The 23,479-nt window shown below is 70.8% G+C and carries 24 protein-coding genes; 12 read left to right on the plus strand and 12 right to left on the minus strand.

Going from position 1 to position 23,479, the window contains the following annotated elements; all coding sequences use genetic code 11:
- Window positions 1-100 precede the first annotated feature (100 nt).
- The 4 genes from AB0E90_RS35235 (at window position 101) to AB0E90_RS35250 (ending at window position 3,985) form a co-directional block, all read left to right on the plus strand.
- Window positions 101-1,444 carry a beta-xylosidase gene (locus AB0E90_RS35235; RefSeq protein ID WP_360415630.1) on the plus strand — a complete coding sequence of 448 codons (1,344 nt, stop codon included), beginning with the start codon at window positions 101-103 and terminating at the stop codon, window positions 1,442-1,444.
- Window positions 1,445-1,635: 191 nt separating this feature from the next.
- Window positions 1,636-2,418: an ATP-binding protein gene (locus tag AB0E90_RS35240; protein ID WP_360415632.1), complete on the plus strand. Its 783-nt coding sequence runs from the start codon at window positions 1,636-1,638 to the stop codon at window positions 2,416-2,418.
- A 72-nt stretch (window positions 2,419-2,490) separates the two neighbouring features.
- Window positions 2,491-3,396 (plus strand): YhjD/YihY/BrkB family envelope integrity protein, encoded by a 906-nt coding sequence (locus AB0E90_RS35245; RefSeq protein WP_360415634.1) that lies wholly within the window; start codon window positions 2,491-2,493, stop codon window positions 3,394-3,396.
- A 145-nt stretch (window positions 3,397-3,541) separates the two neighbouring features.
- On the plus strand, window positions 3,542-3,985 hold the full coding sequence (locus tag AB0E90_RS35250; protein ID WP_360415636.1) for a hemerythrin domain-containing protein: 444 nt from the start codon (window positions 3,542-3,544) through the stop codon (window positions 3,983-3,985).
- 84 nt (window positions 3,986-4,069) lie between these two features.
- Here AB0E90_RS35250 and AB0E90_RS35255 read toward each other — a convergent pair whose 3' ends face one another.
- From AB0E90_RS35255 to AB0E90_RS35285, 7 genes are all read right to left on the minus strand, one after another.
- Entirely contained in the window at window positions 4,070-4,246 is a 177-nt protein-coding gene (locus AB0E90_RS35255; protein WP_360415638.1) for a hypothetical protein, read from the minus strand.
- Window positions 4,247-4,387: 141 nt separating this feature from the next.
- Complete coding sequence (locus tag AB0E90_RS35260) at window positions 4,388-4,903, minus strand: alpha/beta hydrolase (protein ID WP_360415881.1); 516 nt, start codon at window positions 4,901-4,903, stop codon at window positions 4,388-4,390.
- On the minus strand, window positions 4,792-5,130 hold the full coding sequence (locus AB0E90_RS35265; RefSeq protein ID WP_360415640.1) for an alpha/beta hydrolase: 339 nt from the start codon (window positions 5,128-5,130) through the stop codon (window positions 4,792-4,794). Before AB0E90_RS35265 ends, AB0E90_RS35260 begins: the two co-directional genes overlap by 112 nt.
- Before the next feature lie 230 nt (window positions 5,131-5,360).
- Entirely contained in the window at window positions 5,361-6,110 is a 750-nt protein-coding gene (locus AB0E90_RS35270) for a GAF and ANTAR domain-containing protein (RefSeq protein ID WP_360415642.1), read from the minus strand.
- 141 nt (window positions 6,111-6,251) lie between these two features.
- Entirely contained in the window at window positions 6,252-6,983 is a 732-nt protein-coding gene (locus tag AB0E90_RS35275) for a GAF and ANTAR domain-containing protein (RefSeq protein WP_360415644.1), read from the minus strand.
- Window positions 6,964-7,119: a hypothetical protein gene (locus AB0E90_RS35280; protein WP_360415646.1), complete on the minus strand. Its 156-nt coding sequence runs from the start codon at window positions 7,117-7,119 to the stop codon at window positions 6,964-6,966. Before AB0E90_RS35280 ends, AB0E90_RS35275 begins: the two co-directional genes overlap by 20 nt.
- A 34-nt stretch (window positions 7,120-7,153) precedes the next feature.
- Complete coding sequence (locus AB0E90_RS35285) at window positions 7,154-7,657, minus strand: GAF domain-containing protein (protein ID WP_360415648.1); 504 nt, start codon at window positions 7,655-7,657, stop codon at window positions 7,154-7,156.
- Window positions 7,658-7,986: 329 nt separating this feature from the next.
- Here AB0E90_RS35285 and AB0E90_RS35290 point away from each other — a divergent pair, with 329 nt between their 5' ends.
- Window positions 7,987-8,196: a dodecin gene (locus AB0E90_RS35290; RefSeq protein WP_360415650.1), complete on the plus strand. Its 210-nt coding sequence runs from the start codon at window positions 7,987-7,989 to the stop codon at window positions 8,194-8,196.
- 47 nt (window positions 8,197-8,243) lie between these two features.
- On the opposite strand, the gene AB0E90_RS35295 is transcribed toward AB0E90_RS35290, so the two are convergent.
- Complete coding sequence (locus tag AB0E90_RS35295; protein ID WP_360415652.1) at window positions 8,244-8,918, minus strand: HAD family hydrolase; 675 nt, start codon at window positions 8,916-8,918, stop codon at window positions 8,244-8,246.
- Between the two features lie 375 nt (window positions 8,919-9,293).
- Between AB0E90_RS35295 and AB0E90_RS35300 the strand changes: the two genes are divergently transcribed.
- From AB0E90_RS35300 to AB0E90_RS35310, 3 genes are read left to right on the plus strand one after another with little or no spacing between them, the layout of a single operon-like run.
- Window positions 9,294-11,024, plus strand: coding sequence for a hypothetical protein (locus AB0E90_RS35300; protein ID WP_360415654.1), 1,731 nt, complete (start codon window positions 9,294-9,296; stop codon window positions 11,022-11,024).
- Window positions 11,025-11,045: 21 nt separating this feature from the next.
- Window positions 11,046-11,708 (plus strand): hypothetical protein, encoded by a 663-nt coding sequence (locus AB0E90_RS35305; protein ID WP_360415656.1) that lies wholly within the window; start codon window positions 11,046-11,048, stop codon window positions 11,706-11,708.
- On the plus strand, window positions 11,705-14,812 hold the full coding sequence (locus tag AB0E90_RS35310) for a DUF87 domain-containing protein (RefSeq protein ID WP_360415658.1): 3,108 nt from the start codon (window positions 11,705-11,707) through the stop codon (window positions 14,810-14,812). The genes AB0E90_RS35305 and AB0E90_RS35310 overlap by 4 nt, the downstream gene beginning before the upstream one ends.
- Here the strand turns inward: AB0E90_RS35310 and AB0E90_RS35315 are convergent.
- From AB0E90_RS35315 to AB0E90_RS35330, 4 genes are all read right to left on the minus strand, one after another.
- On the minus strand, window positions 14,809-16,041 hold the full coding sequence (locus AB0E90_RS35315) for a hypothetical protein (protein ID WP_360415660.1): 1,233 nt from the start codon (window positions 16,039-16,041) through the stop codon (window positions 14,809-14,811). The two genes, AB0E90_RS35310 and AB0E90_RS35315, sit on opposite strands and share 4 nt — an antisense overlap.
- A gap of 145 nt (window positions 16,042-16,186) precedes the next feature.
- Window positions 16,187-16,882, minus strand: a complete 696-nt coding sequence (locus AB0E90_RS35320) for an NUDIX domain-containing protein (protein WP_360415662.1) — start codon at window positions 16,880-16,882, stop codon at window positions 16,187-16,189.
- A 36-nt stretch (window positions 16,883-16,918) separates the two neighbouring features.
- Window positions 16,919-17,629 (minus strand): hypothetical protein, encoded by a 711-nt coding sequence (locus AB0E90_RS35325; RefSeq protein ID WP_360415664.1) that lies wholly within the window; start codon window positions 17,627-17,629, stop codon window positions 16,919-16,921.
- A 10-nt stretch (window positions 17,630-17,639) separates the two neighbouring features.
- Entirely contained in the window at window positions 17,640-18,182 is a 543-nt protein-coding gene (locus AB0E90_RS35330; RefSeq protein WP_360415666.1) for a hypothetical protein, read from the minus strand.
- Between the two features lie 222 nt (window positions 18,183-18,404).
- Here AB0E90_RS35330 and AB0E90_RS35335 point away from each other — a divergent pair, with 222 nt between their 5' ends.
- The 4 genes from AB0E90_RS35335 (at window position 18,405) to AB0E90_RS35350 (ending at window position 23,476) form a co-directional block, all read left to right on the plus strand.
- Window positions 18,405-21,326 (plus strand): BTAD domain-containing putative transcriptional regulator, encoded by a 2,922-nt coding sequence (locus AB0E90_RS35335; RefSeq protein WP_360415668.1) that lies wholly within the window; start codon window positions 18,405-18,407, stop codon window positions 21,324-21,326.
- A 233-nt stretch (window positions 21,327-21,559) separates the two neighbouring features.
- Window positions 21,560-21,712: a hypothetical protein gene (locus tag AB0E90_RS35340; RefSeq protein ID WP_360415670.1), complete on the plus strand. Its 153-nt coding sequence runs from the start codon at window positions 21,560-21,562 to the stop codon at window positions 21,710-21,712.
- A 117-nt stretch (window positions 21,713-21,829) separates the two neighbouring features.
- Window positions 21,830-22,603, plus strand: coding sequence for a hypothetical protein (locus AB0E90_RS35345; protein ID WP_360415672.1), 774 nt, complete (start codon window positions 21,830-21,832; stop codon window positions 22,601-22,603).
- Window positions 22,604-22,966: 363 nt separating this feature from the next.
- Window positions 22,967-23,476 carry a hypothetical protein gene (locus AB0E90_RS35350; protein WP_360415674.1) on the plus strand — a complete coding sequence of 170 codons (510 nt, stop codon included), beginning with the start codon at window positions 22,967-22,969 and terminating at the stop codon, window positions 23,474-23,476.
- The last annotated feature ends 3 nt before the right edge of the window (window positions 23,477-23,479 follow it).

Below are 23,479 nucleotides of genomic sequence, written 5' to 3' on the forward strand. Positions count from 1 at the left end.
TCTTGACATCTATAAACATAAATACCTAGCTTAGGAAACAGTTTTCCGCTGAGCCGATCAGATCGGTCCACTCCCGCGGCGGCCCCGAAGGGAGTTGACCGTGCTGAAGCGCATAGCGGCAGCCGTGTTGATCGTCCTCGCTCTCGTCGTTCAGCCCGCCGCCCCGGCCCTGGCCGCGGTGGAGACCATGACCGTCGACATGGCCTCCTACGGCGGCACGCCCACCTACCGGGCGTCCGGCTTCATCTACGGCATCTCGCAGAACGGCGCGACCCCCTCGTCGTCGCTGCAGAGCCAGATCAAGGTCAAGGTGATGCGGGCCGGCGGCTCGCAGATCGGGTGCCCGAACGGCGGTTACGTCAACGGCGGTTACACCGCCCGGTGGAACTTCATCAAGGCCTACTACGCCCGGGCTCGTACGTCGGGGGCGAAGTTCAGCCTGCTGTTGTCCGGCATGTGGGGCTCGGACGGCGTCTGCACCGTGCCGCGCTGGCCCGGCGACAGCGGCAACTGGACCGAGTACACCACCTTCGTCAACCAGCTGATCGCCGATGCCAAGGCCAACGGCATGACCGGCGCCGACGTGCGCTGGGACATGTGGAACGAGCCGAACATCTTCTTCTGGGGCCGCACCCAGAGCCAGTACCTGGAGATGATCCGCCGCGGCACCCAGCTGGTGCGGGCGGCCATCCCGGGCGCGGTGATCGAGGGGCCCAGCTACGCCGGGGTGCCGACCGCGTCGAACTCGTGGTGGACGACCTACCTCGACTACGTGAAGGCCAACAACGTGGTCCCGAACATCATGAGCTGGCACGACCTGCCCGGCGACCCGGCGGTCGACTGGGCCAACCTGTCCGGGATGCTCTCGTCCCGCGGCATCAGCATCAGCGGCACCTCGGTCAACGAGTACGGCGCGTACGGCGACGAACAGCAGCCGGGGCCGTCGGCCTGGTACATCGCCCGGCTCGAACGCTGCAACTGCGACGGGGCGCGGGCGAACTGGGGCATGGTCGGCCAGACTCCGTCGCTGTACGACACGTTCGGGTGGTTGGTCACCGCCAACGCGAACCAGCCGATGGGGCAGTGGTGGGTCTACAAGCGGTACGCCGACCAGACCGGCCAGCGTACGAAGATCACGGAGAGCTCGAGCCACGACGGCACCGTGTTCCAGGACTCGTCCGCCCGTAAGTCGATCGCGGTCCTCGGCGCGAAGGCCGGGGGCACGCAGGGTGCCATCGACGTCCGCTACACCGGCATCCCGTCCTGGCTGGTCACCAGCGGCTCGGTCAACGTGCTGGTGGAACGGATGCCGTCGACCAACGCCTACGTGAGCGCCCCGGCCGTGGTCTCCAACGGGCGGGTCACGGTGAGCAGCAACGCGATAACCGTCCCGGTCAACTGGACCAATGCCAAGGATGCGTACGCGGTGACCCTCACACCGTGACTCACACCGGCCGGGCGCCGCTCTGTCAAGGGGCGGCACCCGGGCGGCTGAGATACCGTGGTGTCACCGGGACGTGTCTCGTCCCGACCCGCTGCCCCAGTCCCCGGTGGCGCACCGATCCCAACCAGGTGCCCGGGAGCGACTGTGGCCACATATTCTTCGATCGTGCGGCCAGGTGTTTCGCTGTGACCATGGCGGTGCAGCCCCCGTACCTGCTCACCGCAGTTATCGGCCGGCCCGGCGTCGGAGTGGCGGTCGTCGGCGACGCCGGCATGGCGGTGGTCGAGGTGGCGCCGCACGGCCAGTGGTCGGCGCAACTGGGCGAGGAAGTGTCCGCCGCCCTGAGCATGTGCCTGGCCGGCCCATCCGCCTCGATCATCATCGATCTGCACGAACTGGTGGATCCGCACGGGTTCAGCCTGTCGTTCTGGCTGGCGCTGTGGCGGCAGGCCCGGCTGGACAATCCGCCGGCCCACCTGATGTTCTGCCTGCCCCCCACGAGCGCGCTGAGTCAGCGCCTGCGGCATCGGCAAGGACCGCAACCGCGTGTCTTCGCCACCCTGCCCGAGGCGCGCACGGCGATCGCCGACCGGATGTCGCGCGCCGACCGGCTGCAGGCGCAGCTGGCGCCGCAGGCGGCGTCCGTCCGGGCCGCCCGCGCCCTGGTCACCCAGGCATGCGAGGCGTGGCAACGGCCGGAGCTGCTGGACAACACCTGGCTGGTCGTGTCCGAGCTGGCCACCAACGCGGTGGAACACGCCCGCACCGACCTCATCGTCACCGTGTCACACAGCGGAAATCGACTGCACGTGGCGGTGCACGACTGCGTCCGCAAGTTCCCGCAGGAGCTCAGCAGTGCGCCGGCCGCGCTCCCCGAACGAGGACGGGGCCTGCGGCTGGTGCACACGGTCGCCGCCGCCTGGGGCGCCATGCCGACGCCGGACGGCAAGGTCGTGTGGGCCACCGTGCGTTGATCCCGCCGGTTCGGAATGCTCCGCGGGGGTATCCCTCGATGCGTGGCGGCTCGGCGTTCAGTGCGGTGGGTCGTGGCATCGTGGCGGCTGCTGCGTCGCCGCGTCCGGTGGCTGGATCATCTGATCCGGGCGGGGGTGCGCTACGACCAGGCGGACGGCGGCCGGCTCGCTGCCGCGGTCACCTACTACGCGTTCTTCGCCTCGTTCGCGCTGGGACTGCTGGGCGTCTCGATCTTCGGTTTCGTGCTGGACGACCCGGCCGTTCTGCGTTCGGTCGAGCGCTACGTCGCCGAGGATCTGCCCCGTCTCGATGTGCAGGCGTTGCGCAACGCCCGGGGCGCCGTCGGCGTCGTCGCGTTCATCGGCCTGCCGATCACCGGATGGTTCTGGGTCGACGCGTTGCGTTCGTCGATCCGCCGGATCTGGCAGCTGCCCGAATACCCCGGCAAACTCGTCATCCGGGTGCTGGTGGATCTCCTCGTGCTGGCCGGACTCGGGCTGCTGCTGGCCGCCTCGCTGGCGGTGGCCTACGCGACCACCCAGGCCGCCAACCACGTGGTCGCGGCGAACACGGACGGCTCGCTCTCCCGGTGGTTGTTCAGCGCGATCGGGCTTCTGGTCGGCCTGGGCGTGAACACGGTCATCGCCTGCGGTGCGCTGACCGGGCTGCCGCGGGTGCGGATGCACTGGCGCCGCCTGCTGGGCCCGGCGGTGCTGGTGGCACTGGGGCTGGAACTGCTCAAGACGATCGGCCGGCTGTACGTGCAGCACACCCAGGCCAACCCGACCTATCAGCTCGTCGCCGGCTCGGTCGGACTGCTCGTCTTCCTGAACGCGATCAACCAGATGGTCCTGTTCGCGGCGGCGCTCACCGCGACGAGCACGACCGGTGATCCGGCCGACCTGGCCGAGGAAGAGCCGCAGCACGAGGCCGAGGCCTCCCCGCCCGGGGGAGTAGCATCCGAGCCGATGCCCTAGACCCCGGCGCCGTGCTGAGCCCCGAAGGTCCGATCATGAGATCGTCCAAACGCATCAGTTCAACCGCCGCCGGCCATGAAGCCGCCGGCCATGAAGCCGCCGGCCATGAAGCCGCCGGCCATGAAGCCGCCGACTGGAAGTCGTGATGGATTCCCGCGACGTCGTCGACGTCCTGCGCGAGCAGCACGATGAGATGCGGTCCCGGTGTGCCGGCGTCGAACGGTCCCGCGGCGACCAGAAAGCCCGGCGCATCGGCGAGCTGTTCCAGCTGGTCAGCGTGCACGAGCGCAGCGAACAAGCTGTCGTCCACCCGGCCACCCGGGACAGCAGTGCCGCCGGCAACATGATCGGCCTGGCGCGCATGGCCGAGGAGAACGCCATCGAGCGGTCCTTCGGCGGCCTGCAGGAACTCGGTAACGCAAGTCCGGGATTCGAGCGAGGGTTCGCCGCTCTGTGCCGGGCGCTGCTGGAGCACATGACGCGCGAGGAACTGGACGAGTTCCCGCTGCTGCGCCTCTACGTGCCGGCGCAACGGCTGCACATGATGGCCGGAGCGCTGCACGACGTCCAGGTCATGGACGCCGCCTGATCTTTTCTCGGTCGTGCGGCTCGTCCTGTGGGTCGGTCCCAGGGGGAACCGGCCCGCGGGACGGCCGTGCGGGCCGGTCGGCTGTTACTGAGCGCTGCTGCTGTCGGTCAACTCGGCCAGGTTCAGCTGGAGAGTGGTCAGCAAGCCGCCGTGCTTGGTGGTGTTGATCTGGTCGGGCAGTTCCCGGTCGACGAAGTCGGCCCGGGCATTCTGGCCACGCTCCCGAAGAACGGCAAGCACGGCAGCCTTTGAAATGATCATGGTCCGCTCTCTCTGTTGAGATCGCCCGCCGGCCGCGGACTATGGCCACCAAAGTCCGGAGCGGCACCTCAGACTCTACGCCTGCCATGACGCCGGCAGTTCAGGCCGCGTCGACGGGTAGCGGATAGACGGATGCTGCGACTATGTCGATCTGCCTCTGACTCCGGTGCACGTCCTCGGCCCGGGCCGCCTGCCGGACGTCATTGGACGACGGACCGTCCGGGTGACCGGGTCAGGCGGTGGTGTGTGCGGCCTGAGTGATGAGGTCGGCGACCTTGTCCGGGTGCGAGACCAGGGACAGAGGTGCCCGGCGCGGACCTGCACCGTGCGGGCGCCGGCACGCTGGGCCATGAACCGTTGCTGGGCCGGCGTGATGATCTTGTCCTGGGTGCCGACCAGGTACCACGACGGGATCGTCTTCCAGGCGGGCGGGCCGGACGGCTGGTGCCCGCACTCAGCGCGAGCGGGCGTTGCGCGGCGTAGAGCAGTGCGGCGGTGCCGGCCGGCACCGCCGGTGGCGAACGAGGTCAGGAAGGTGCTGCGCTTCAGATAGAGGTCGACGTCGCCGGCCGGCGCTCCGGGTAGGGCACGAAGTCGAACACGGTGGCCGGATCCACCGCCAGGGCGGAGTCGGCGCCGCTGAGCGGGAAGACCGATTCGCCGGTGTCCGGGGCGAAGGCATCCACGTACACCAGGGCGTTGACGTTGATGTTGCCGTTGGCGGCGTTCGTGATGACGGCGCCGCCGTAGGAGTGACCGACCAGGATGACCGGCCCGTCGACGGTGGACAGGAAACCGGCGATGGTGGCGGCGTCACCGGCCAGGCCACGAAGCGGGTTGGGCGGCACCCGGACCGGGAAGCCGGCCCGCTGCAGGCGCTGCACGACGCCGTTCCAAGAGCACAGTTCCTCGTCCGGCCTGCCTCCGGGCAAGAGCTGGCGAGGGGTCGGTGCGGCTGCCGGGATGGGGGATGCTCGACCTCCGGCGAGCGACTCCGCAACGAGCGGGCACTACGCCACCGGGGTCCCGAGCGACATGCGGATCGTACGCCTGGTGAGCCGGCGACACGCCTGTCGGATTTCCTCACCGGCAGTAGGAGCGCTCCGAACGGGCGTCAGGGGCGCCGGCGATCCGGAGGCAGGGAGGCCAGTCCGTCGACGACGTCCCGGGCCAGCGTGGCGAGTATTTGGTTGGTGTTCCGGGCGTGCTGACGCAGCCGGCGAAAAGCCTCGTCCGGTGCGATGTCGTGCCGCTCGGCGAGCAGACCCTTGGCCTGCTCGATGATGACCCGGGAGGTGAGCGCATGCTGGAGCCGACCGGCCTGGTCGCGCTGGCTGGTCAGCGCCCGGCGTTGTAGCAGGCCCACGGTGGCGACGTCGGCCAGCATCCGGCCGAGCCGCTGCCCGCCGTAGGCCAGCGGCTCGTCGGTGGGGCAGAACAGGTTGAGCACCCCGATCACATTTACACCATGGCGCATCGTGATGGCGTGTGAGCTGCCGAAACCAGCAGTCTGCGCCGGCTCCACCAGGTCGGCCCACCGGGGTTCGCCCGGGTCGAAGCGGTGATGGGTGATGACGTGGCCATGACGATAGGCATCCACGCACGGCCCGTAGTCATTGTCCAGTTCGATCATCTCGAGCCGCCGGGTCTCCTCGCTCGAGGCGGCCATCAGACGCAGACCGCCATCGGCGCCGGCGAGCATCACTCCCGCGCCGGTGGCATGGAGCAGATCCACGGAGTACGTGGTGAGCTGGTGAAGGAAGTCGGGGAGACGAAAGTCGTCACCGAGTGTGTCGGCGAGCGAGAGCAATGCCACGCCGACGCTCTCCACCGAGGCGATTGGCTCATCCGGCTCGTCGGTCATGACGGCGCTGCCGCGCAACCGCACTGCTCCAGAGGCGTCCGCATCGGGACTCCGATCACATGAGGGTGACCGGGGTCCTGAGCCACGTCGTTCCGTCAGTCTTCACGGGGATCACGCGATGGCAAGTTGCACCGGCCGGTCTCAGGGCCGGATCAGGCCGGGCAGAGCGTCCAGATCGGTCACGATCGTCTCGGCGACATCGGTGAGTCGCCGGTTGTTGTTCCGGGAGTACGCCCGGATCCGGCGGAACGCCTCATCGACGCTGACCCCGTGGACCTGGGCAATTGCGCCCTTGGCCTGCTCGATGATGATCCGGCTGTTCAACGCCAGCTGCAGCTGCTCGGTCAGGACCGCGCCGCGGCGGATCGTGCGTTCCTGCATCAGGCCGATGGTCGCCACGTCGGCGAGAGCCTGCATGATCTTCACGTCCGAGTCGTCGAAGTTCCCGCCCGTGGTGGCGCCGAACACATTGAGCGCACCGATCACCCGCTGCCGCAGCCGCAACGGAAACGCGTGCACCGACCGGAAGCCGGCCCGCGCGGCCCGGGGCGCGAAGTGAGGCCACCGGTCCGTCGCGGACGCGAGGTCGACGTTGATCATCGCCCGGCCGGTGTGGAAGGCCTCGAGACACGGTCCCTCGTCGTTCTGCAGCTGAAACAGCTCGACCAGGCGGACGTTCTCGTCGGAGCCCGCCATGAACTGCAGTCGCCCCCGTTCGTCGGTGAGCATCAGCCCGGTTGCGGCCGCGCCGACCAGGCTGTTGGCCCGGTCGGCGAGCATGTGCAGGAATTCGAGCAGATCGAACTCGTCGACCAGGGTGTCGGCGGCCTCCACGAAGATCGTGGCCAGCCGTTCAGCCGAAACGGTGCCCATGCTCTGCCTCCTGGTAGCCGAAAATGACGACGGATTGCTCATTGTTACCGTCCAAGCGGAGGCGGCGGCTGACGACGTCGCGTGCGATGTCCTCGAGGCGGCGGTTCTCGGCGTAGGCGTGCGCCCGCATCCGCACCAAAGCTTCCCCGATGGATACCGGAGCTGCACCATTACCATCCCCTGGGCCTGGGACAACTCGGCCCGGTGCCCGAGATCGAGGATCGAGGATCGAGGCGCCGGCACCCTCCCGGGTGATCCGGTCCTCCTGCATGTCGCGCAGCGCCGAGCCGGGCGGCGCCGATCTGCAGCGGAAACGCGAGGACGGCGCGGACACCGTCGCCCCGGGCGGCCGGCGCATAGACCGGCCATCGGCGGGCCACCGCGTCGGACAGGTCGGCGATGAGCACCGGCCGGCCGGCGGCGTAGGCCTCGATGCACGGCCCCTCGCCCAGGAAGAACTGCAGTTCGGCCACGCGTTTGCTCACCGGGTCGGAGGTGGCGGAGATGCCCTGGGTCCCGTCGGCGGTCATCACGCTGATGCCGCACCCGCAGGCGGCGAACGCATCGACCGCGGCGAGGCAGAGCCGCCGCAGCAGATCCGGGTGATCGGGCTGCCGGTCGATCAGACTCCGGACCGCGGCCCGGTGCCCGTCCACGCCGCCGTTCGCTGTCATGCCCGCATAGCCGTGCCTTCCCGTCACACACGTGCGGCTGACGCTACTCCGAAAAGAGCGCTCCAGTTGCCGCCGAGCGGTGCGAAAAGCGTCCGCGGCCGCCGGCCCGACCGGGGACGCCCGATGGGTGTCGGAGAGGATCTCGACGTGACGTCGGGCGCGACCTTGATGTGGCGCGCGCCGAGCGCCTCGGCGGCGGCCTCGCGAGCAGGCTTTCATCGGCCCCAGCCGACCATCGGTGCCTGCCGTCGGGCTTATTCCGGCAAAAAGACCTCAACCGCCGGCGAGGGCGTAACGTGCGAGACGCGTTCGAAGCCAGAGGAGGCGGCATGACCAATCATGTTTATCGGCTCAGCGAGATCGTGGGCAGCAGCCCCACCAGCGTCGACGATGCGATCCGGACCGGCATTCAGAAGGCGGCCCAGAGCGTACGCAATATCGAGTGGTTCGAGACGCAGGAGATCCGTGGCCAGGTGGTCGACGGCGACGTTGCCTATTACCAGGTCCGGCTGAAGATCGGCTTCCGCGTCGACGACTGACTTTTCGCGGGCGGTGGGCCGCGCGACCGGGCGCACGAGGTGGCCCGTCAGGCGACCGCGCCGCGGAGGGTGTCGACGTCCAGGCGGGCCAGGTCCGGCGCGGGCAGGACCGCGGTGCAGCAGTCCGGGCCGGTGTGTCCGAGGTGGACCACCGGGCAGCCGGCCGCGGTCGCGCTGGCCACGCCGGTCGCCGAGTCCTCCACGGCGATGCAGTCGGCCGGCCGCAGCCCGAGCCGGCGCGCGGCCAGCAGATAGGGCGCCGGGTCCGGTTTCCGTTCGTCCTCGATGACGTCGTCCCCGCTGACCACCACGTCGAACAGATGCCGGCGACCATTCAGGACACTGTCCACCAGGTCCTGGCTGCTGCTCGTCACCAGGCCGGTGGTCAGGCCCGCGGCCCGGACGTCCCGCACCAGTTCCAGCGCCCCGGGCAGCCAGGTGGTGTGCCGGCGCAGGGCCGCGCCCACGTTCGCCTCCAGCCAGGCCACGTCCGCGGTCACGTCCGCCTGCCAGCTCAGCCGCTGGTGGACGGTGGCCACCGCCACCGGGGTGGCGAGGCCGGTCAGACCGTCCAGTGCGCCGTCCGGCAGGTGTGCCGCCCGCTGTTCGGTCAGGGCGAGCCAGGCCCGGTGCCAGTACGGATTGCTGTCGAGCAATGTCCCGTCCAGATCGAACAGCACCGCCCGGGGCGTCATCGATCCCGCCTCATCACCTATTGTCATCGCACGCCTCCCCTTAGTCATGGGAAGCCACGCGGCCGCGGAAGGTCAAGACCGGGACGGAATGTCATCGAGCGCCGGGCGCCCGCCGGCAGACCGACCAGCGCGGGTAGGAAAACGGTAGAACAGCCCGGAAGAATCGATCGAATTGCCTTCTTGGAATTGCTCTAATTCACTTATGGCGATCTTCTCCGATGGTGTTGTAGCCTTCCGTCCATCGTCGGAGCGAGTCAATTTTCTCCTTGGGGCAGGCGATGGTGGGGGCGAAAATTGGAAAGCATTCCGGATCGTCCGCGGGTCGGCGCGGCCACTCCCCGGGAATTAGGAATTCACAGTGCTGTTCCGGTGGCCGGCGGCGATTATGATTTGCCGACCTATGTGGAGCGCAGTTTCGATTTCCAACTGCGCGCCGCGCTGACCGGCGATCTGCCGGAGCGCGGCAACTTCGTCGTCATGGTGGGCGGCTCCTCGACCGGCAAGACCCGATCGCTGTACGAGGCGATCTACGAGCTCGTGCCCGACTGGTGGCTGGTGCAGCCGGCCGAGGCGACCGACCTGCTCGGCATGCGCAACGCGCCGCCGCGCACGACCGTGTTCTGGCTCGACGAGCTCCAGCAATACCTGGGCGGCCACCCACCGCTGACCGCCGAGTGCGTCCGCGCCCTGGTGCGGCACGGCAACCTGGTGGTCGGCACGCTGTGGCCGGATCAGTACGCGAAGTGGACCGCCGGTCGCGACGACGTCAACCAGCTGATGAAGAGCGCCGTCCTGATCTCGGTCCCGGAGTCGCTCGACCGGATCGAGCGGTCGGCCGCGGAGGTCATCGCGGAGCAGGACAACCGCATCCGGGACGCTCTCAAGACGCGCGACGACGGCATGACCCAGGTGCTCGCGGGCGGGCCCCGGCTGGTGATGTGCTGGGAGCAGCCCGCCAACGCGTACGCGAAAGCGATGCTCACCGCCGCGGCCGACGCGCACCGGCTCGGCGTGCAGGCGCCGTTGAGCGCCGAGCTGCTGACCGGCGCCATGTTCGGCTACCTCCGCCCGCAATATCGGGTGCCTTCGGCCGCCTACTGGTTGTCGCAGGCGCTGCCGCACGCCACCCGGCCGGTGCACGGCGACGTGTCGCCCCTCTACCCCGTCGACGACGGCCGAGCCGGCACCCTGGCCGGTTACACGATCGCCGACTACCTCGCCCAGCACGTGCGGCGTGAGCGGCGCAGCGAGCCCCTGCCGCACGAGTCCTGGCAGGCTCTGGTCACCCAGCTGCGGCGCCCGGAAGATCTGCGGCGGCTCGCGAGCAGCGCCACCGCGCGGCTCCGTTACGTCTATGCCGAGGGCGCGCTCACCCGGCTGGCCGAGGAGTTCGGCGACAGCCGGGCCGCGGTCCAGCTGGCCGATCTGCTGGTACGGCAGGACCGGCTGGAGCACGCCGTCGAGGTCCTCCGGCACCGGGTCACCGCCGACCCGAAGGACCGGGTGACCGTCCGGAAGCTGGCCGACGTCCAGACGCTGTGGCAACGGGTGGACGAGATCCGGCCGCCGGCGCGCTCCCGCGACCCGGGAATACCGGCCGCGGTCGCCGACCTCCTGTGCGACGGCGGCGTCCGCGACGAGCTGCGCCGCGAGGCGGACGCCGGCAGCGCGATCGCCGCCGAACGCCTCGTCGACCTGCTGGTCGACCGCGGCTGCCTCGGCGAGATCCGCGACCGCGCCGGCCGGGGCGAACGCCGCGCCGCGGAGGCCCTCGCCGACCTGTACGCCGCCTGGGGCGAGACGGACCTCCTGCGCGCCCGCGCCGAGGCCGGTGACAGCGCCGCCGAGCTGCGGCTCTCCAAGATGCACCGCGTGCAGGCCCGGCACGAGCAGGCGAGATACCAGATCGGCGAGCTGCGGGCGGCGGTCGACGAGGGCCGGGCCGAGGCGGCGATGGAGCTCTGCACGCTGCTGTTCGAGCTCCGCGACGAGGAGAACCTGCTGATCGAACTGAACGCGGGCACCACCGGCGCGGCCGAGCGGTTGATCGCCCTCTACACCGCCCTCGACCACTGGCGCCTGATCGGGCTGCGCGCATTCGGCCTCGACGCCGACGGACACCCCCTCATGTAGGTACGTGGAAAGGACCTCCTGATGATCGCCGAACCGCCGGTTCCCGCCGAATACGCCTATCTGATCATTTTGCAAGCCGAGGATCGCGAGCTCTCCAACACCGAGATGGACGAGCTCTACAAGGTCAGGTTGGTGAGCCCGACCTACGAGAAGCTGAACTCGGACGGGTGGGTGGCCTCGGACACCAAACGCCGCCCCTATCGGCACGCGATCACCGCGAAGGGTCGCAAGGCTTTGACCGGTGCGCTGCCGATCGACGCGAGCCTGGCCGAGGAGGGGGAGAAGCGCTCGCGTGGAGAGAAGCAGCTGTTCTGGGCGTCCACGGTCGCGCAGCAGAAGCTGATCCTGAGTCTGCAGGCCGGCGGGAGCAAGGCCGAGCCGGTGGCCGAGCCGGTAGTTGAGCCGGTGGCCGAGGATCCTGCCGATCTCGAGGGCCGCATCCGGGGCGCCTACTTGAAGCTCGCCGGCTCGAACGGCGCCTGGGTCGATCTCGTCGCCCTGCGGACCTACTTCCGCGACGTGTCCAAGGAAGTGCTCGACAAGGCGCTGGTGATGATGTTCGAGGCCCGCCAGGCGCGGCTGGAGCCGGACCCGCTCCGGAGCAGAATCGGTGCGGCGCAGCGAGCCGCCGCCGTCCACGTCGATGGCGAGGACCGGCACAAGCTGGCGATCGGCCGGCCATGAAGGCGGAGGAGCGCACGGCGCTCGCGGCTCTCCGGTTCGGCTGGGCGGTGGCCCCGGACGACGTGTGGCGACGCTCGCCGTTCCACGTCGACGGGCTGCACGAGGCGGTCGTCCGCGATGTGCACGACGGCATCGCCGAGGCCGCAGGCAGCGTCGACGCCAGCCCGATCGGGCTGGTTCTGGAGGGCAGGAACGGCAGCGGCAAGACGCATCTGCTCGGCTGGGTCCGGGAGCAGGTGCAGAGCCGCGGCGGTTACTTCTTCCTGGTCGGACTGATCGGCGGCCGTGACTTCTGGGAGAGCCTGCTGGTCTACCTGCTGGACGGCCTGGCCCGAGAGGTGGCCGACGACGAGACCCAGCTCCAGCTGCTCCTGCGCCGCCTGGCCTCGCGGATAGGCGCGCCGCGCAACGACCGCCGGGCGGTGATCGGCGAGACCGAACTGACCCGCGCCGCACTCGACACCTTCGTCGGCGGATTGCGGGAGTCCGACCCCCACCTGGCCCACGATTGCCGGGACACGCTGCGAGCGCTCGCCCTGCGCGCTTCGGCGAACGACGAGCATCAGGACATCGCCGACGACTACTTCGCCGGAATGGAGGAGACGTTCGCAGGGGAGCGGCAGAAGTGGGGGATGCGCAACCGGCAGCGCACCGCCCAGGAAATGGTGCGGGAAATCTCCCGCCTGCTGGCCGCGACCGGTCCCTCGGTCATCGCGTTCGACCAGCTCGACCTGGTCATGGCGCAGGCAGCGGTGCAGGAGGACTGGTCGAGGATCGCGCCGGCCGAGAGCAACATGCGGACCGCGATGATGGTCGTCGACCTGGCGGCGGGCCTGACCGACCTGCGCGACACCACGCGCCGCACCCTGACCGTGGTCGCCGCTCTCGAGCAGACCTGGGATCTGATCGAGGAGCGATCGCCGGCGTCCTTCTCGGACCGGTTCCGCACCTGCCCCGCGCTTCAGGGCATCTGGGAGCCGCGGCTCGCCCGGGAGCTGGTCGAGAAGCGGTTCGCGCCCCGGTTCGCCGCCGCCGGCATCATGCCGCCCTATCCGACCTGGCCCGTCCGGGAGTCGGCCTTCGACGAGGTCAAGGGCATCACCCCGCGGCGACTGCTGATGATCATCGACCGGCACATCCGGGCCTGCCTGATCGACGAGGAGCTCCGCGAGCTGCACCACCTGCGCGACGTGCCGAGCGAGGCCCGGGAGCCCAAGGCGCCGGTGGTGACCGCGCCGGCGATCTCCGACCACGAGCTGATGCGGATCGAGGCGCGTTTCGAGGAGTTGCGGCGCAATGCCGACGTCACCTCACCGCTCGAACATGACACCGAGGACACCACCTTCCCGGCGCTGCTCGCGGCCGGCCTGCGGGCGTGGATCGTCGAGCGCGGCGACCGTGGCGAGCGGTTCAGCATCGACCCCCCGCCGAGCTCCAAACCCGACCTGCATGCCCGCCTCCGCCGTGACCTGGACGAGCGCGCCGAGGAGGATTCGACCGACGACCAGGTGCACTGGTCGTTCCGGGCGATCAGCGACACCCACCACGGGGTGGCCGCGCTGCATCGGATCCGCCGAGCACGGACCGCGGCCGGCCTGACCGCGGAGGTCGCCAAGCGGAAGCTGTTCCTGCTGCGCAACGGCGACTGGAGCCAGTCGGGCAAGACCCAGGAGGTGATCCGGCAGCTCAAGGAGGACGGCGGGACGACGCTCACCGTCGACGAGGCGGACCTGCGGGTGCTGGCCGCGCTGCACGAACTGAGCGACGAGAACCCGGCGCAGCTGCAGGCGTGGCTGGTCCGCTATCGGCCGACCGAGCAGATCACGCTGTTCAAGGAGGCACTGGCCGACGCCGACACGTGGACCGGCGACGACCTGCGCCCCGAGCCGGAAAAACCGGACCCGGCCACCATCGACGCCCCGGTTCCACTGCCGCTGGCGTCGCTGCGCAAACACGCGGCCATCTTCGCGGCTTCCGGCTCGGGAAAGACGGTGATGCTTCGCCGCCTGGTAGAGGAATGCGCGCTGCAAGGCGTGTCGGCGATCGTTCTGGACTCGAACAACGATCTGGCCCGGTTCGGTGAACCATGGCCGGAGCCGCCGGCCGGCTGGTGGCCCGGCGACGCCGAACGGGCGGCCCGCTACCTGGCGCAGACCGAGGTGGTGACCTGGACGCCGATGCGAGAGTCCGGTCGCCCGTTGAGTTTCCAGCCGCTGCCCGACTTCGCGACGGTGCGCGACGATCTTGACGAGTTCGAGGCAGCGGTCGGCGCGGCGGTGGCCGCACTCGCGCCACGCGCCAAGGTCGACGGCCGCACCCGGACCGCGCACCTGGGGCTGGCCGTGCTCCGCCGGGCGGTCGAGCACTTCGGCCGGCAGGGCGGCCGCGATCTGCGCGCGCTGATCGCGTTGCTCGCCGACCTGCCGGACGGCGTCAGCGAGCTCGACGGCGCGGCGAAGATCGCCGCCGGCCTGGCGCAGACGCTGACCGCCTCGATGGACACCGACCCGATGTTCGGCGGCCACGGAACTCCGGCCGATCCCGGCACGCTGCTGACCCCCTCGCCGGGCAAGCAGGCACGGATCTCGGTCATCAGCCTCATCGGCCTGCCCTCGCCCGAGGCACGGCAGGGGTTCGTCAACCAATTGGAGATGAGTCTGTTCGCCTGGATCAAGCGGCATCCGGCGCGGTATCGTCCGCTGCTGGGCCTGCTGGTCATCGACGAGGCGCAGGAATACGCACCCTCGGAGAGGATGACCGCGTGCACCCAGAGCACGCTCGCGCTCGCCTCACAGGCCCGCAAATACGGCCTGGGGCTGGTCTTCGCCACCCAGGCGCCGAAGGGCCTGCACAACCGGGTCTCCGGCAACGCCTCGACGCATTTCTTCGGCAAGCTGACCGCGCAGATCCAGATCGACGCCGCCCGCGCGATGGCCCGGGTCAAGGGCGGCGACGTGCCGGACATCGGCAACCTGACGGCCGGCGAGTTCTATGTCGCCCTCGAAGGCGAGCCGCCGCACCGGATGAGCACCCCCATGTGCCTCAGCTACCACCCGAGCAGCCCACTGACCGACGAGGAGGTGATGACCAAAGCCCGGATCTAGACGTACGGGCGGAGCAGGCTCGCCAGGTCGGAGCGGCCGATCTCGTCCAGCGCGCCGGGCAGCTCCGGCAGCCGTTGCCGGTTCGTCAGCCAGGTCCACAGTTCGTGCGGTTCGTCGCCGGTGCGGAACCGGCGCATCTCGTACGAGGGCACCCCGACGACGTCGGCCAGGTCCGGCCAGTAGTAGGTGAGCTGGCGGACGATCTCGTGCAGCACCCCGTCGGGGATCCGGGCGGCGGATCCGTCCGGCGCGGGTGACGTGGTCAGCAGCCGGCCGAGCAGTTCGAGGAGCACCTCGGCGGAGGCCCGGGCGGCGAACGCCTTGAACCGGTCGTCCTTGTCCCGGTCGGCGTGGTCCATCACGCCCTTGGCGACCAGCCAGTGCGGGATCTCCCGCTCGTGGGCGATCGTGGCGACGGTCGCCGCCTCCATGTCGAGGGCCAGGGTGTCGCGCTGACGGCGCCCGAGCCGGTCCCAGATCTCCGGGTCGGCCATCACCGCGCTGCCGCTGGCCATCGCCCCGGCGAACACGGCGAACGGCAGCCGGTCGGGGCCGTCGAAATCGTCGTACAGAATCCGCTGGATGTGGTCGCGCCCGTCGTCGGTCAGCACCGGGTCGGCGCCGCCCCCCTCGATGAGACCGTCCGAGGTGAGCTTGGCCAGGCGTGGACCCCAGCTGGCCCGGGTGAAGTAGCGGTCGCGGGCCGGATGCTTGCGTGGGTCCTGGCCCCGGTGGAGCCGTTCGAGGAACCAGACCGCCGCCTCCGGTTCGGTGGCGACGCCGTAGCTGGGCAGGCCCCACGGGTCGAAGTCCTGCACCGCGCGCACCCAGCGGCTCTCCAGCGGGAACTGCTGGGGCTCGGCGCGAAAGGACTCGCTGGTGTGTTTGCCCTCGTCCCACTCGTAGGCCGGGGCGGCCACGATGACGTCGCCGGGCGCGGTGGCGCCGGGGTTGCCCGCGCAGACGCCGCACATGGCGAGGCAGGCGGGCTGGAGCCGGTCGGTCAGGATCGCGGTGATCGGGCTGGTGCTGCGACCGCCCATCCGGGTCGGGCGGGCCAGCGCCACGGTCAGCGTCTCGCCGGTGCTGGTCGGCAGACCGGTGGTGGAGTACGGGGTCGTCCCGCCGGTCTCGTGCTCCACCCACGGCGACAGGCCGGCCACCCCCCGAACGGCCTCGTACTCCTCCTTGATCGCGGTGATGATCAGGATGTCGGTCTCGCTCTTCAAAAGACGAACTCCTCGCGCGGATCTCCGGGCCGCCCGCGGGCCCGCCAGCCAGCGGGCGGCCCAGGGATTCTCGCGCGGCGTTCTTCCGGATTCCTTCCGCTCGATGCGAGGCCGCTCGATGCGAGGCCGCTCGATGCGAAGCGGCTCAGCCGGCGGCCGCCACCCGCATGATCGGCGGGTTCAGGGCCGTCTCCGCGCCGGCCCGGTAGAGGGCGGCCGGGCGGCCCACCTCGGGAATCCGCCGATCGCCGGTCTGCTCCACGAAGCCGGGCGTGTTGATCACCTTGCGGCTGAAGTTGCGCGGGTCGAGCCGCTGGCCCCAGACCACCTCGTACACCTTGCGCAGGTCGCCGATGGTGAAGGCGGGCCCGCAGAAGGTGGTGGCCAGGGTGGTGAACTCCAGGCGGGTGCGGGCCCGCTCGACGGCGTCGTCGAGGATCCGGTCGTGGTCGAAGGACAGCGTGCCGCGGACCTTGTCGACCGGCGCCCAGGCGGCGCTGCTCGCGTCCGACCCGGCGGTCGGGAGGGGCAGGTCCGGCATGATCGCGAGGAAGGCGACACTGACCACCCGGCCACGTGGGTCGCGCCCGGGTTCGCCGTACGCCTGAAGCTGCTCCAAATGCAGTTGGTGTCCGTCGAGGCCGGTCTCCTCGGCGAGCTCGCGGACCGCCGCGTCGGGAATGTCCTCGTCGCTGCGCAGGAAGCCGCCGGGCAGGGCGGGCCGGCCGCGGAACGGATCGTTGGCCCGGGTGATCACCAGCACCTGCAGCGAGTCGTCCCGCACGGTGAGGATCACCAGGTCGACGGCGAGCCGGAGGTAGGTGTGCTCCCGATCGATCATCCGGCGAGCGTACTGAAATTGTCGTATTGACACAAACTATCGTGGATGCCCGGCCGCCCAGATCTGGTCGAACTCGCCGCGGAAGTGCTGGTACCACGTGTGGTCGCGGCCGGCGCGCAGGGTCAGCGCCGGCTCGGTGCCGCCGAACGTGTGCGAGTAGATGTCCACGTGCAGGTGGCCGTTGGCGGACAGCAGGCCGAAGGCCGGCACGAAGTCGAGCAGCCGCACCTCGAGCCGGCCGGCGCCGGGGGCCGCGGCCAGGTCGTCGAGCAGGTCGAGGGTGGGCCGCAGCCGGTGGGCGAAGATCTCGGCCGCGTCCGGTGTGGTGCTGCGCCGGGCCGCCTCGGCGAGCACCGCGCCCTGCGGGTCGATCAGCGCGACCCGGACGATGCCACCGCGGCGCAGGCACGCGCGCAGCCCGGCGGCGTGGTTGCGGACGGTCCGGTTGAGGGTGACCCCGGCGATGTCGATCGCGGTGGCGCCGGCCAGGTCGGCGTCGATGCCCGAGGTGGAGGAGTGCAGCAGGCGGTCCGCGGGCGGGGTCTCCACCAGGTGCTGCCGGGTGAGCTCGACCAGGCCGCTCACCTGCAGCCGGGAGTGCAGGGCGCCGGCCGCGAGGACGCCGAGGGTGGCCAGGGTGGCGCCGGACAGGATCGAGGCGCCGGCCAGGTCGAGCATGCCTAGGGCGCCCACGACGAGCGCGATGACGAGGGTGACGACGAGGTCGAGTGACTGCCAGATGCGCACACGGGCAAGGTTACCAGCAGTTCATGTCATATAGACAGTAAGTATTCTCGCGGTGGCGGAGCAGCAGCCGGCGGGCCACATGCGTGCGGACCTCGGCCGGTGGCAGCCAGGCCGGCCCGCCCGGGGACCAGGCCGGCAGCGACGGCGCGCCCGCGTCGGAGGGGTGCACCACGACCAGGGCGCCGATCCGGCGGCGCGGCACCGTGCGCCGCAGCCGCCGCACCGCGCCGAGCAGCGGCTGCACCGACTGGCCGATGTAGGTGCCGTCGCAGAGCACGCCACCCTCCGGCAGGACGGTGTACGCCCCGGACGGCCAGGCCACCGATTCGACCAGCAGCAGGTGCGACGCGGTGCTGACGGCGAATCCGATCTTCGGCGCCCGCTTGGCGATCCGCACCCCGGCGTCGACCCGCACGCCCGGGGTGCCGGCCAGCCGGTCCAGGATCTCGCCGGTGCGCGCGGCGGCCTCGCGCACGCTCATGCCGATCGGCCGCAACGACCGGCTCTCGTCGTCGGTCAGGCCGTCCAATGTGCCACGAAGGCGTTGCGGCATGGCGCGCTCCCGTCACGATGGACCCAGGGCAACTGCTCACCCGCGATTCGGCCACAGCGAGCTACCGGTTTGCTTCCGCGAGCGTGACGCGAGCGCGAGGTGTGCGTGACGCGACTGCGGCGCGCCACGTGCCAATTACCCATCGCGGTGATGGTGTTTGCCCCCGCGCACCTCCTACGGTGACGGCTCGACGTTGTGGCGGCGGCGAAGAGGGACAATTCGATGCGGTACGGGATTCTGGGTGATCTCGAGGTTCACGAACCGGATGGCAGGCTGGTCGAGCTGCCCCCGGGGCGGGCGCGTGCCGTGCTGGCCACGCTGCTGCTGCGGGCCAACCGCCCGGTGGCCGCGGCCGATCTGATCACCGCCGCGTGGGGCGAGCGCGGCGTCAGCCCCGCCCAACTGCACAAGGCCATCTCGGCGCTTCGCAAGATCCTCGGACCTTCGGTCAAGACCCACAACCGTTACGGGTACGAGGTGGAAGCGCACGAGGACGAGCTGGACGTCCTGCTCTTCCGGCGGCTGGTCCAGCAGGCCGACGCCCGGCGCGACGGCTCCACGGCCGAGATCGCGGCGCTCCGGCAGGCCCTCGCCCTCTGGCGGTCCGACCGCCCGCTGTCCAACATGCGCCTGGACGCCCTCGCCGTCGAGGTCGAAGCGCTTCGCCGGCAGCTCCGGCGCGCCGCCACCCGGCTGTTCGAGCTGGAGATCGAGCGCGGCGGGCACGCCGAGGTGATCGAGGAGCTGGCCGGCTTCGTCACGGCGTACCCGGACGATGCGAAGCTCTGCCGTTTGCTGATCACGGCGCTGCACCGCGACGGTCAGGTCGCCGAGATCATCGGGGTGCTGGACCGCTACGAACAGGCGAGCGAGACGCCCGACCAGGGTCTGCGCCGCCTCGCGTACGGCATGGTCAGCGGCGAGGCCGCCACCGGGCCGATCGTGCCGGTGCCCCGCCAGCTGCCCCCGCCGCCGCCGTACTTCGTGGGCCGCGACGGCCTGCTCGCCGAGGTTCTCTGGCTGCTGCGCCGGCCGCGGCTGCCGGTGCTGACCGTCTCCGGGCCGGGCGGCATGGGCAAGACCGCGCTGGCGCTGCGGGCGGCGCACGACGCCGCGACGTCCTACCCGGACGGCCAGCTCTGGGCCGACCTGCGCGGCACCGAGGAGCAGCCGGCCGACCCGGCCGAGGTGCTGGCGGAGTTCCTGCGCGCGCTCGGCGTGCCGAGCGTGCCGGAGACCCGCAACGAACGCGCGACGCTGTTCCGGTCGACGATGGCCGGTCGCCGGGTGCTGGTGCTGCTGGACGACGCCGCCGACGGGGCCCAGGTCCGCGATCTGCTGCCCGGCGGCGGCGACTGCGTCGTGCTGATCACCGCCCGGCGGCGGCTGCCGGACATCGGCGCGCCCGCCCACCACGTCGCGCCGCTGGGCGCGTTCGACGACGACACGGCGGGGGAGCTGTTCCATCGGATCGTCGCCGACCTGCACGTCGACCTGGCCGGCGACCGTCCTGGCGAGCAGGAGGCGATCCGCGCCGTGATCCGGCTGTGCGGCGGGCTGCCCCTCGCCGTCCGGATGGCGGCGCTGCTGCGCGTCGAGGCGTTCCACCGCTCCACCGGCGAACTGCTGCGGCAACTCACCGAGCAAGGCACCACGGCTTTCGCGTACGGCGCGGAAAGCCTCGCCCGGACCATCGGCGCCGGGCTGATCCCGCTCGACGACCGCGCCCGCCGGCTGTTCCTCGGTCTCGGCCTGCTGACCCTGCCGACGTTCGCCGAGTGGACCGCGGCGGCGGTGCTCGGTTCTTCCGACTCTTCGCTTGCTCAGCTCGCCGCGATCGGGCTGGTCGACCCGCTGCCGGACGGGAATCGCTACCACTTCCATGACCTGACCCGGGAATATGCCCGCGGCCTGGCCGATACCCGGCCGCCCTGGGCGGACGGTCTCGCCGACGCCCCGCTGCGGGTCTGCCGTGCGCTGCTGACCCTGGTCCGGCACGCGCACACCGCGTTCTACGGCGAGGATTTCGACATCGCGCACAGTGACCTGGCCGACGCCCCGGTCCCGGCGGCCGAGCTGACCGCGGCCACCACCCAGCCGCGCGCCTGGTTCGAGCGGGAGCGGGCCAACATCCGGGCCGCGGTCGAGCAGGCGGCCGCTCTCGGCCACGCCGGCCTGTGCTGGGACCTGGCCGTGTCGGCGCACGAGTTCTACGCCATCGGGGCCTACTTCGACGACTGGCGGGCCACCCACGAGGTCGCGCTGCAGGCGTGCCGGGCGGCCGGCGACCAGCGCGGCGAAGGGATCGTGCTGACCATGCTCGGCATGCCGCCGCTGGTCGCCAGCGGCAGCGCCGGGGTGTCCGGCGTGCCCGAACTGGAGCGGGCGGTGCGGCTGCTGCGCGCGACCGGCGAACGGCACGCGCTCGCCATCGCCCAGCGGACCCTGGCCAACGCGCTGCGCCGCAACGGCGAACTGGCCCGGCCGCTCGAGCTGTTCACCGAGGCCCTCGCGCATTACCAGGAGAGCAACGACATCGTCGGGAGCCAGCAGGCGCTGCGCTTCATCGGCCAGGCCCACCTCGACCGCGGCGACGCGCGGGCGGCGGCCGCGGTGCTGCGCGAGGCCGAGAAGCTGGCCCGCGACGGTGGCCAGGCCCGGGTGCTCGCGCCGGCGCTGTACTGGCTGGGCCAGGCCTATCTCGCCGGCGACGACCTCGACGCGGCCGCGGCGGCGTTCGACGAGGTGCGCCGGATGTCTCCGCCGGACAGCGGGCTGGCCCACGCGTACGCGCTGCATGGTCTTGGTGATCTGGCGCTGGCCCGGGGTGACGCCGGCGCCGCCCGGTCGCTGCTGGCGGAGGCCGGGGCGCTCGCGCACGACGGCGCGGACGCCGGCCTGGAGGGGCGGGTCGGCCTGTCGGCCGCGGCGGCGCTCGCCCGGCCGGCCGATCGGGTGGTGGCGCTGCTGCGGGCGCTGGGGCCGATCCGGTCGGTCGGCTCGGTGAAGCTCGAGGTCCGCGTGCAGGTGGCGCTGGCCGGCGCGTACGACCGCCTGGGTGATGCGCAAGCGGCGAAAGCCGCCCGGAACCGGGTGGCCGAGCTGTACGACCGGGGGAGTGTGCCACCCGGCGACCGCCTCTAATTGTCTCATTGACACAAACCTCCGACGCGGCTTAGTGTCACTCTGACAGCAAGGCTGGCGCTTCGCACCGAGGCGTACGACCCGGAACGGTGTGCGGGCCGCGCTGTCGATCGCGCGCATTGGCATGCGCGAGGAGGCCGGCCAGCCTCCCCTTGCCGTTGTTCGGCCGAACCCGGCGATCGCGTGTGCCTCTCCACCCTCATTTCTCGCAACCTTCCCCGAAAGGAAAGGTCATGCGCGCACGTCATCGGCAGTTCATCGTGACTCTCATCGCGGCCGTCGCGGTCGCCCTCACCGGTCAGTTCGCTCCGGCGCCGGCCACCTCGGCCGACCACGTCTGCCCGGCCAGCACGACCTGGGACGACTTCCTGAAGCGCTGCGTCTGATCCGCACCACGTGCGCCGGCGACACTCCGGTGTCGCCGGCGCACCGTCCGGCAGAAATTCGGAAGGCTTCGTCGCTACCGTGCGGCCGGAATCGTCAACCATCATCGGGGGCCGGCTATGAATTTCGGCAGCATCGGCTCCGACAAGTCCGGCAACGAGCCCCGGCGGGCCGAGGTCGGCGTGCTGACGGCGACCGGCCCAGAGACCCAGGCGGTCACGGCGGTGCTGCGGCAGATGTGCGGCTACCAGCAACGCGACCACCCATCCGCGTTCGAGGCGTGGCTGCCCGACCGCCGCGGCCGGCGCGTGCGGGTCGCCGCGATGCCGGACTACCGGTGCCTGATCGAGGAGTACCGCCCGGCCACCGTCCTGCTGGTCGGCGTGGCCGGCGGCGTCGGTCGGCGGGTGCGGATCGGCGACGTCGTCATCGGCAAGCGGGTGATCGAGCACGACTACCGGCAGGAGACCGCGGCGGGCACGCTCCGGCGCGGCCAGGCCCGGGAGATCTCAGCCGATCTCACCAATCGCCTCGCGGAGTTCACCCGCACCGTCCCCGACGAGCAGCTACGCCCCGCCGACGGCTCGTTCCGCATCCACTGCGGCCCGATCGGCTCCGGCAACGCGGTCGTGACCGACGCCAACGCCGAGATCCGGCGCTGGCTGTACGAGTTCCACGAACGAGTGCTGGCGGTGGAGACCGGCGCGGCCCGCGCCGCGCACGCCTTCCACGAGAACCTCCGCCACGACAGCACCCGCGGCTGGCTGACCATCCGCGGCATAGCCGACACCGCCGACGAGCCGAAGGGCGGCCACGAAACCACAGCCGCCAACCACGCCGCCGAGGTAATGGCCATGCTCCTGCCATACCTCTACTTCGCCACCCCCGGCTAGCGCCGCCGGTTGCGCTATGTGAACCGCAGCATTCCGGCGCCGGGCCCGCGGGGTGCGCGTCCTGGATCTCGACGACATCGGCACCCGAGATGCCGTAGCGGCCAACCCACGACGGCAACGAGGTCGACTACGTCATCGAGTTCGATGACGGCCGGGTGCTCGCGTTCGAGGTCAAGGCGAACGAACGCGTGCCGGAACCGACCTCAAGGGCCTTCGCTCACTGCGTGACGCCCTCGGCGACAGGTTCATCGCCGGAGTGGCACTCGGCGCCAGTCGGGAAGGTGACTCGGGCGGCGGTATCCGCGGCGGGCGGTGGGATCCCTTATCGAGCGATATCAGGGTTCCTTCGTCCGAGGAGTAGCTGTGCGAACCCGTCAATCGCTTACCGCCGTCGTCATCGCACTCATCGTCATCCTCATCGGTGTCCTGCTCAGCCTGCTGACGGGCAACGGGCCCAACGCGAAAGCGGACGGTCCGGAGCCGTTGCCGTCCGCCAGCTCCGCGCCGCCACCGACACCGAATCCGCCGCCGCCGGCCGGTAAACCCGGGACCGGCGGCAAGGCGGGTGGGGGCACCAGGAGCGGCCCGAAGAGGACCAGCAGTACGTCGGCGCCTAGCAAGAGCAGCGCGTCGGCGGCCGGCAAGAGCACCCCGCCGAAGGTCGCGGTTCCGCCGGCGCTTGGTGGCGCGAGTGTGCCGGACGGGGCCACCTACAGCCTGGCCAGGGACAAGCGGGCGTTCACGATGGTGTTCAGTACGCTCGAATCGACCACCGACGCCGGGCGGCTCAGCCGCGAGCAGTCGACCACCATTCCGGTCCGCGGTGACGCCGGCTACCTCAACGTCCTGGCGCTGGACGGCTACCTCGGGTAGCGC

Origin of the sequence: Actinoplanes sp. NPDC026619, from assembly GCF_040638295.1 — a bacterium.
Classification (GTDB): Bacteria; Actinomycetota; Actinomycetes; order Mycobacteriales; family Micromonosporaceae; genus Actinoplanes.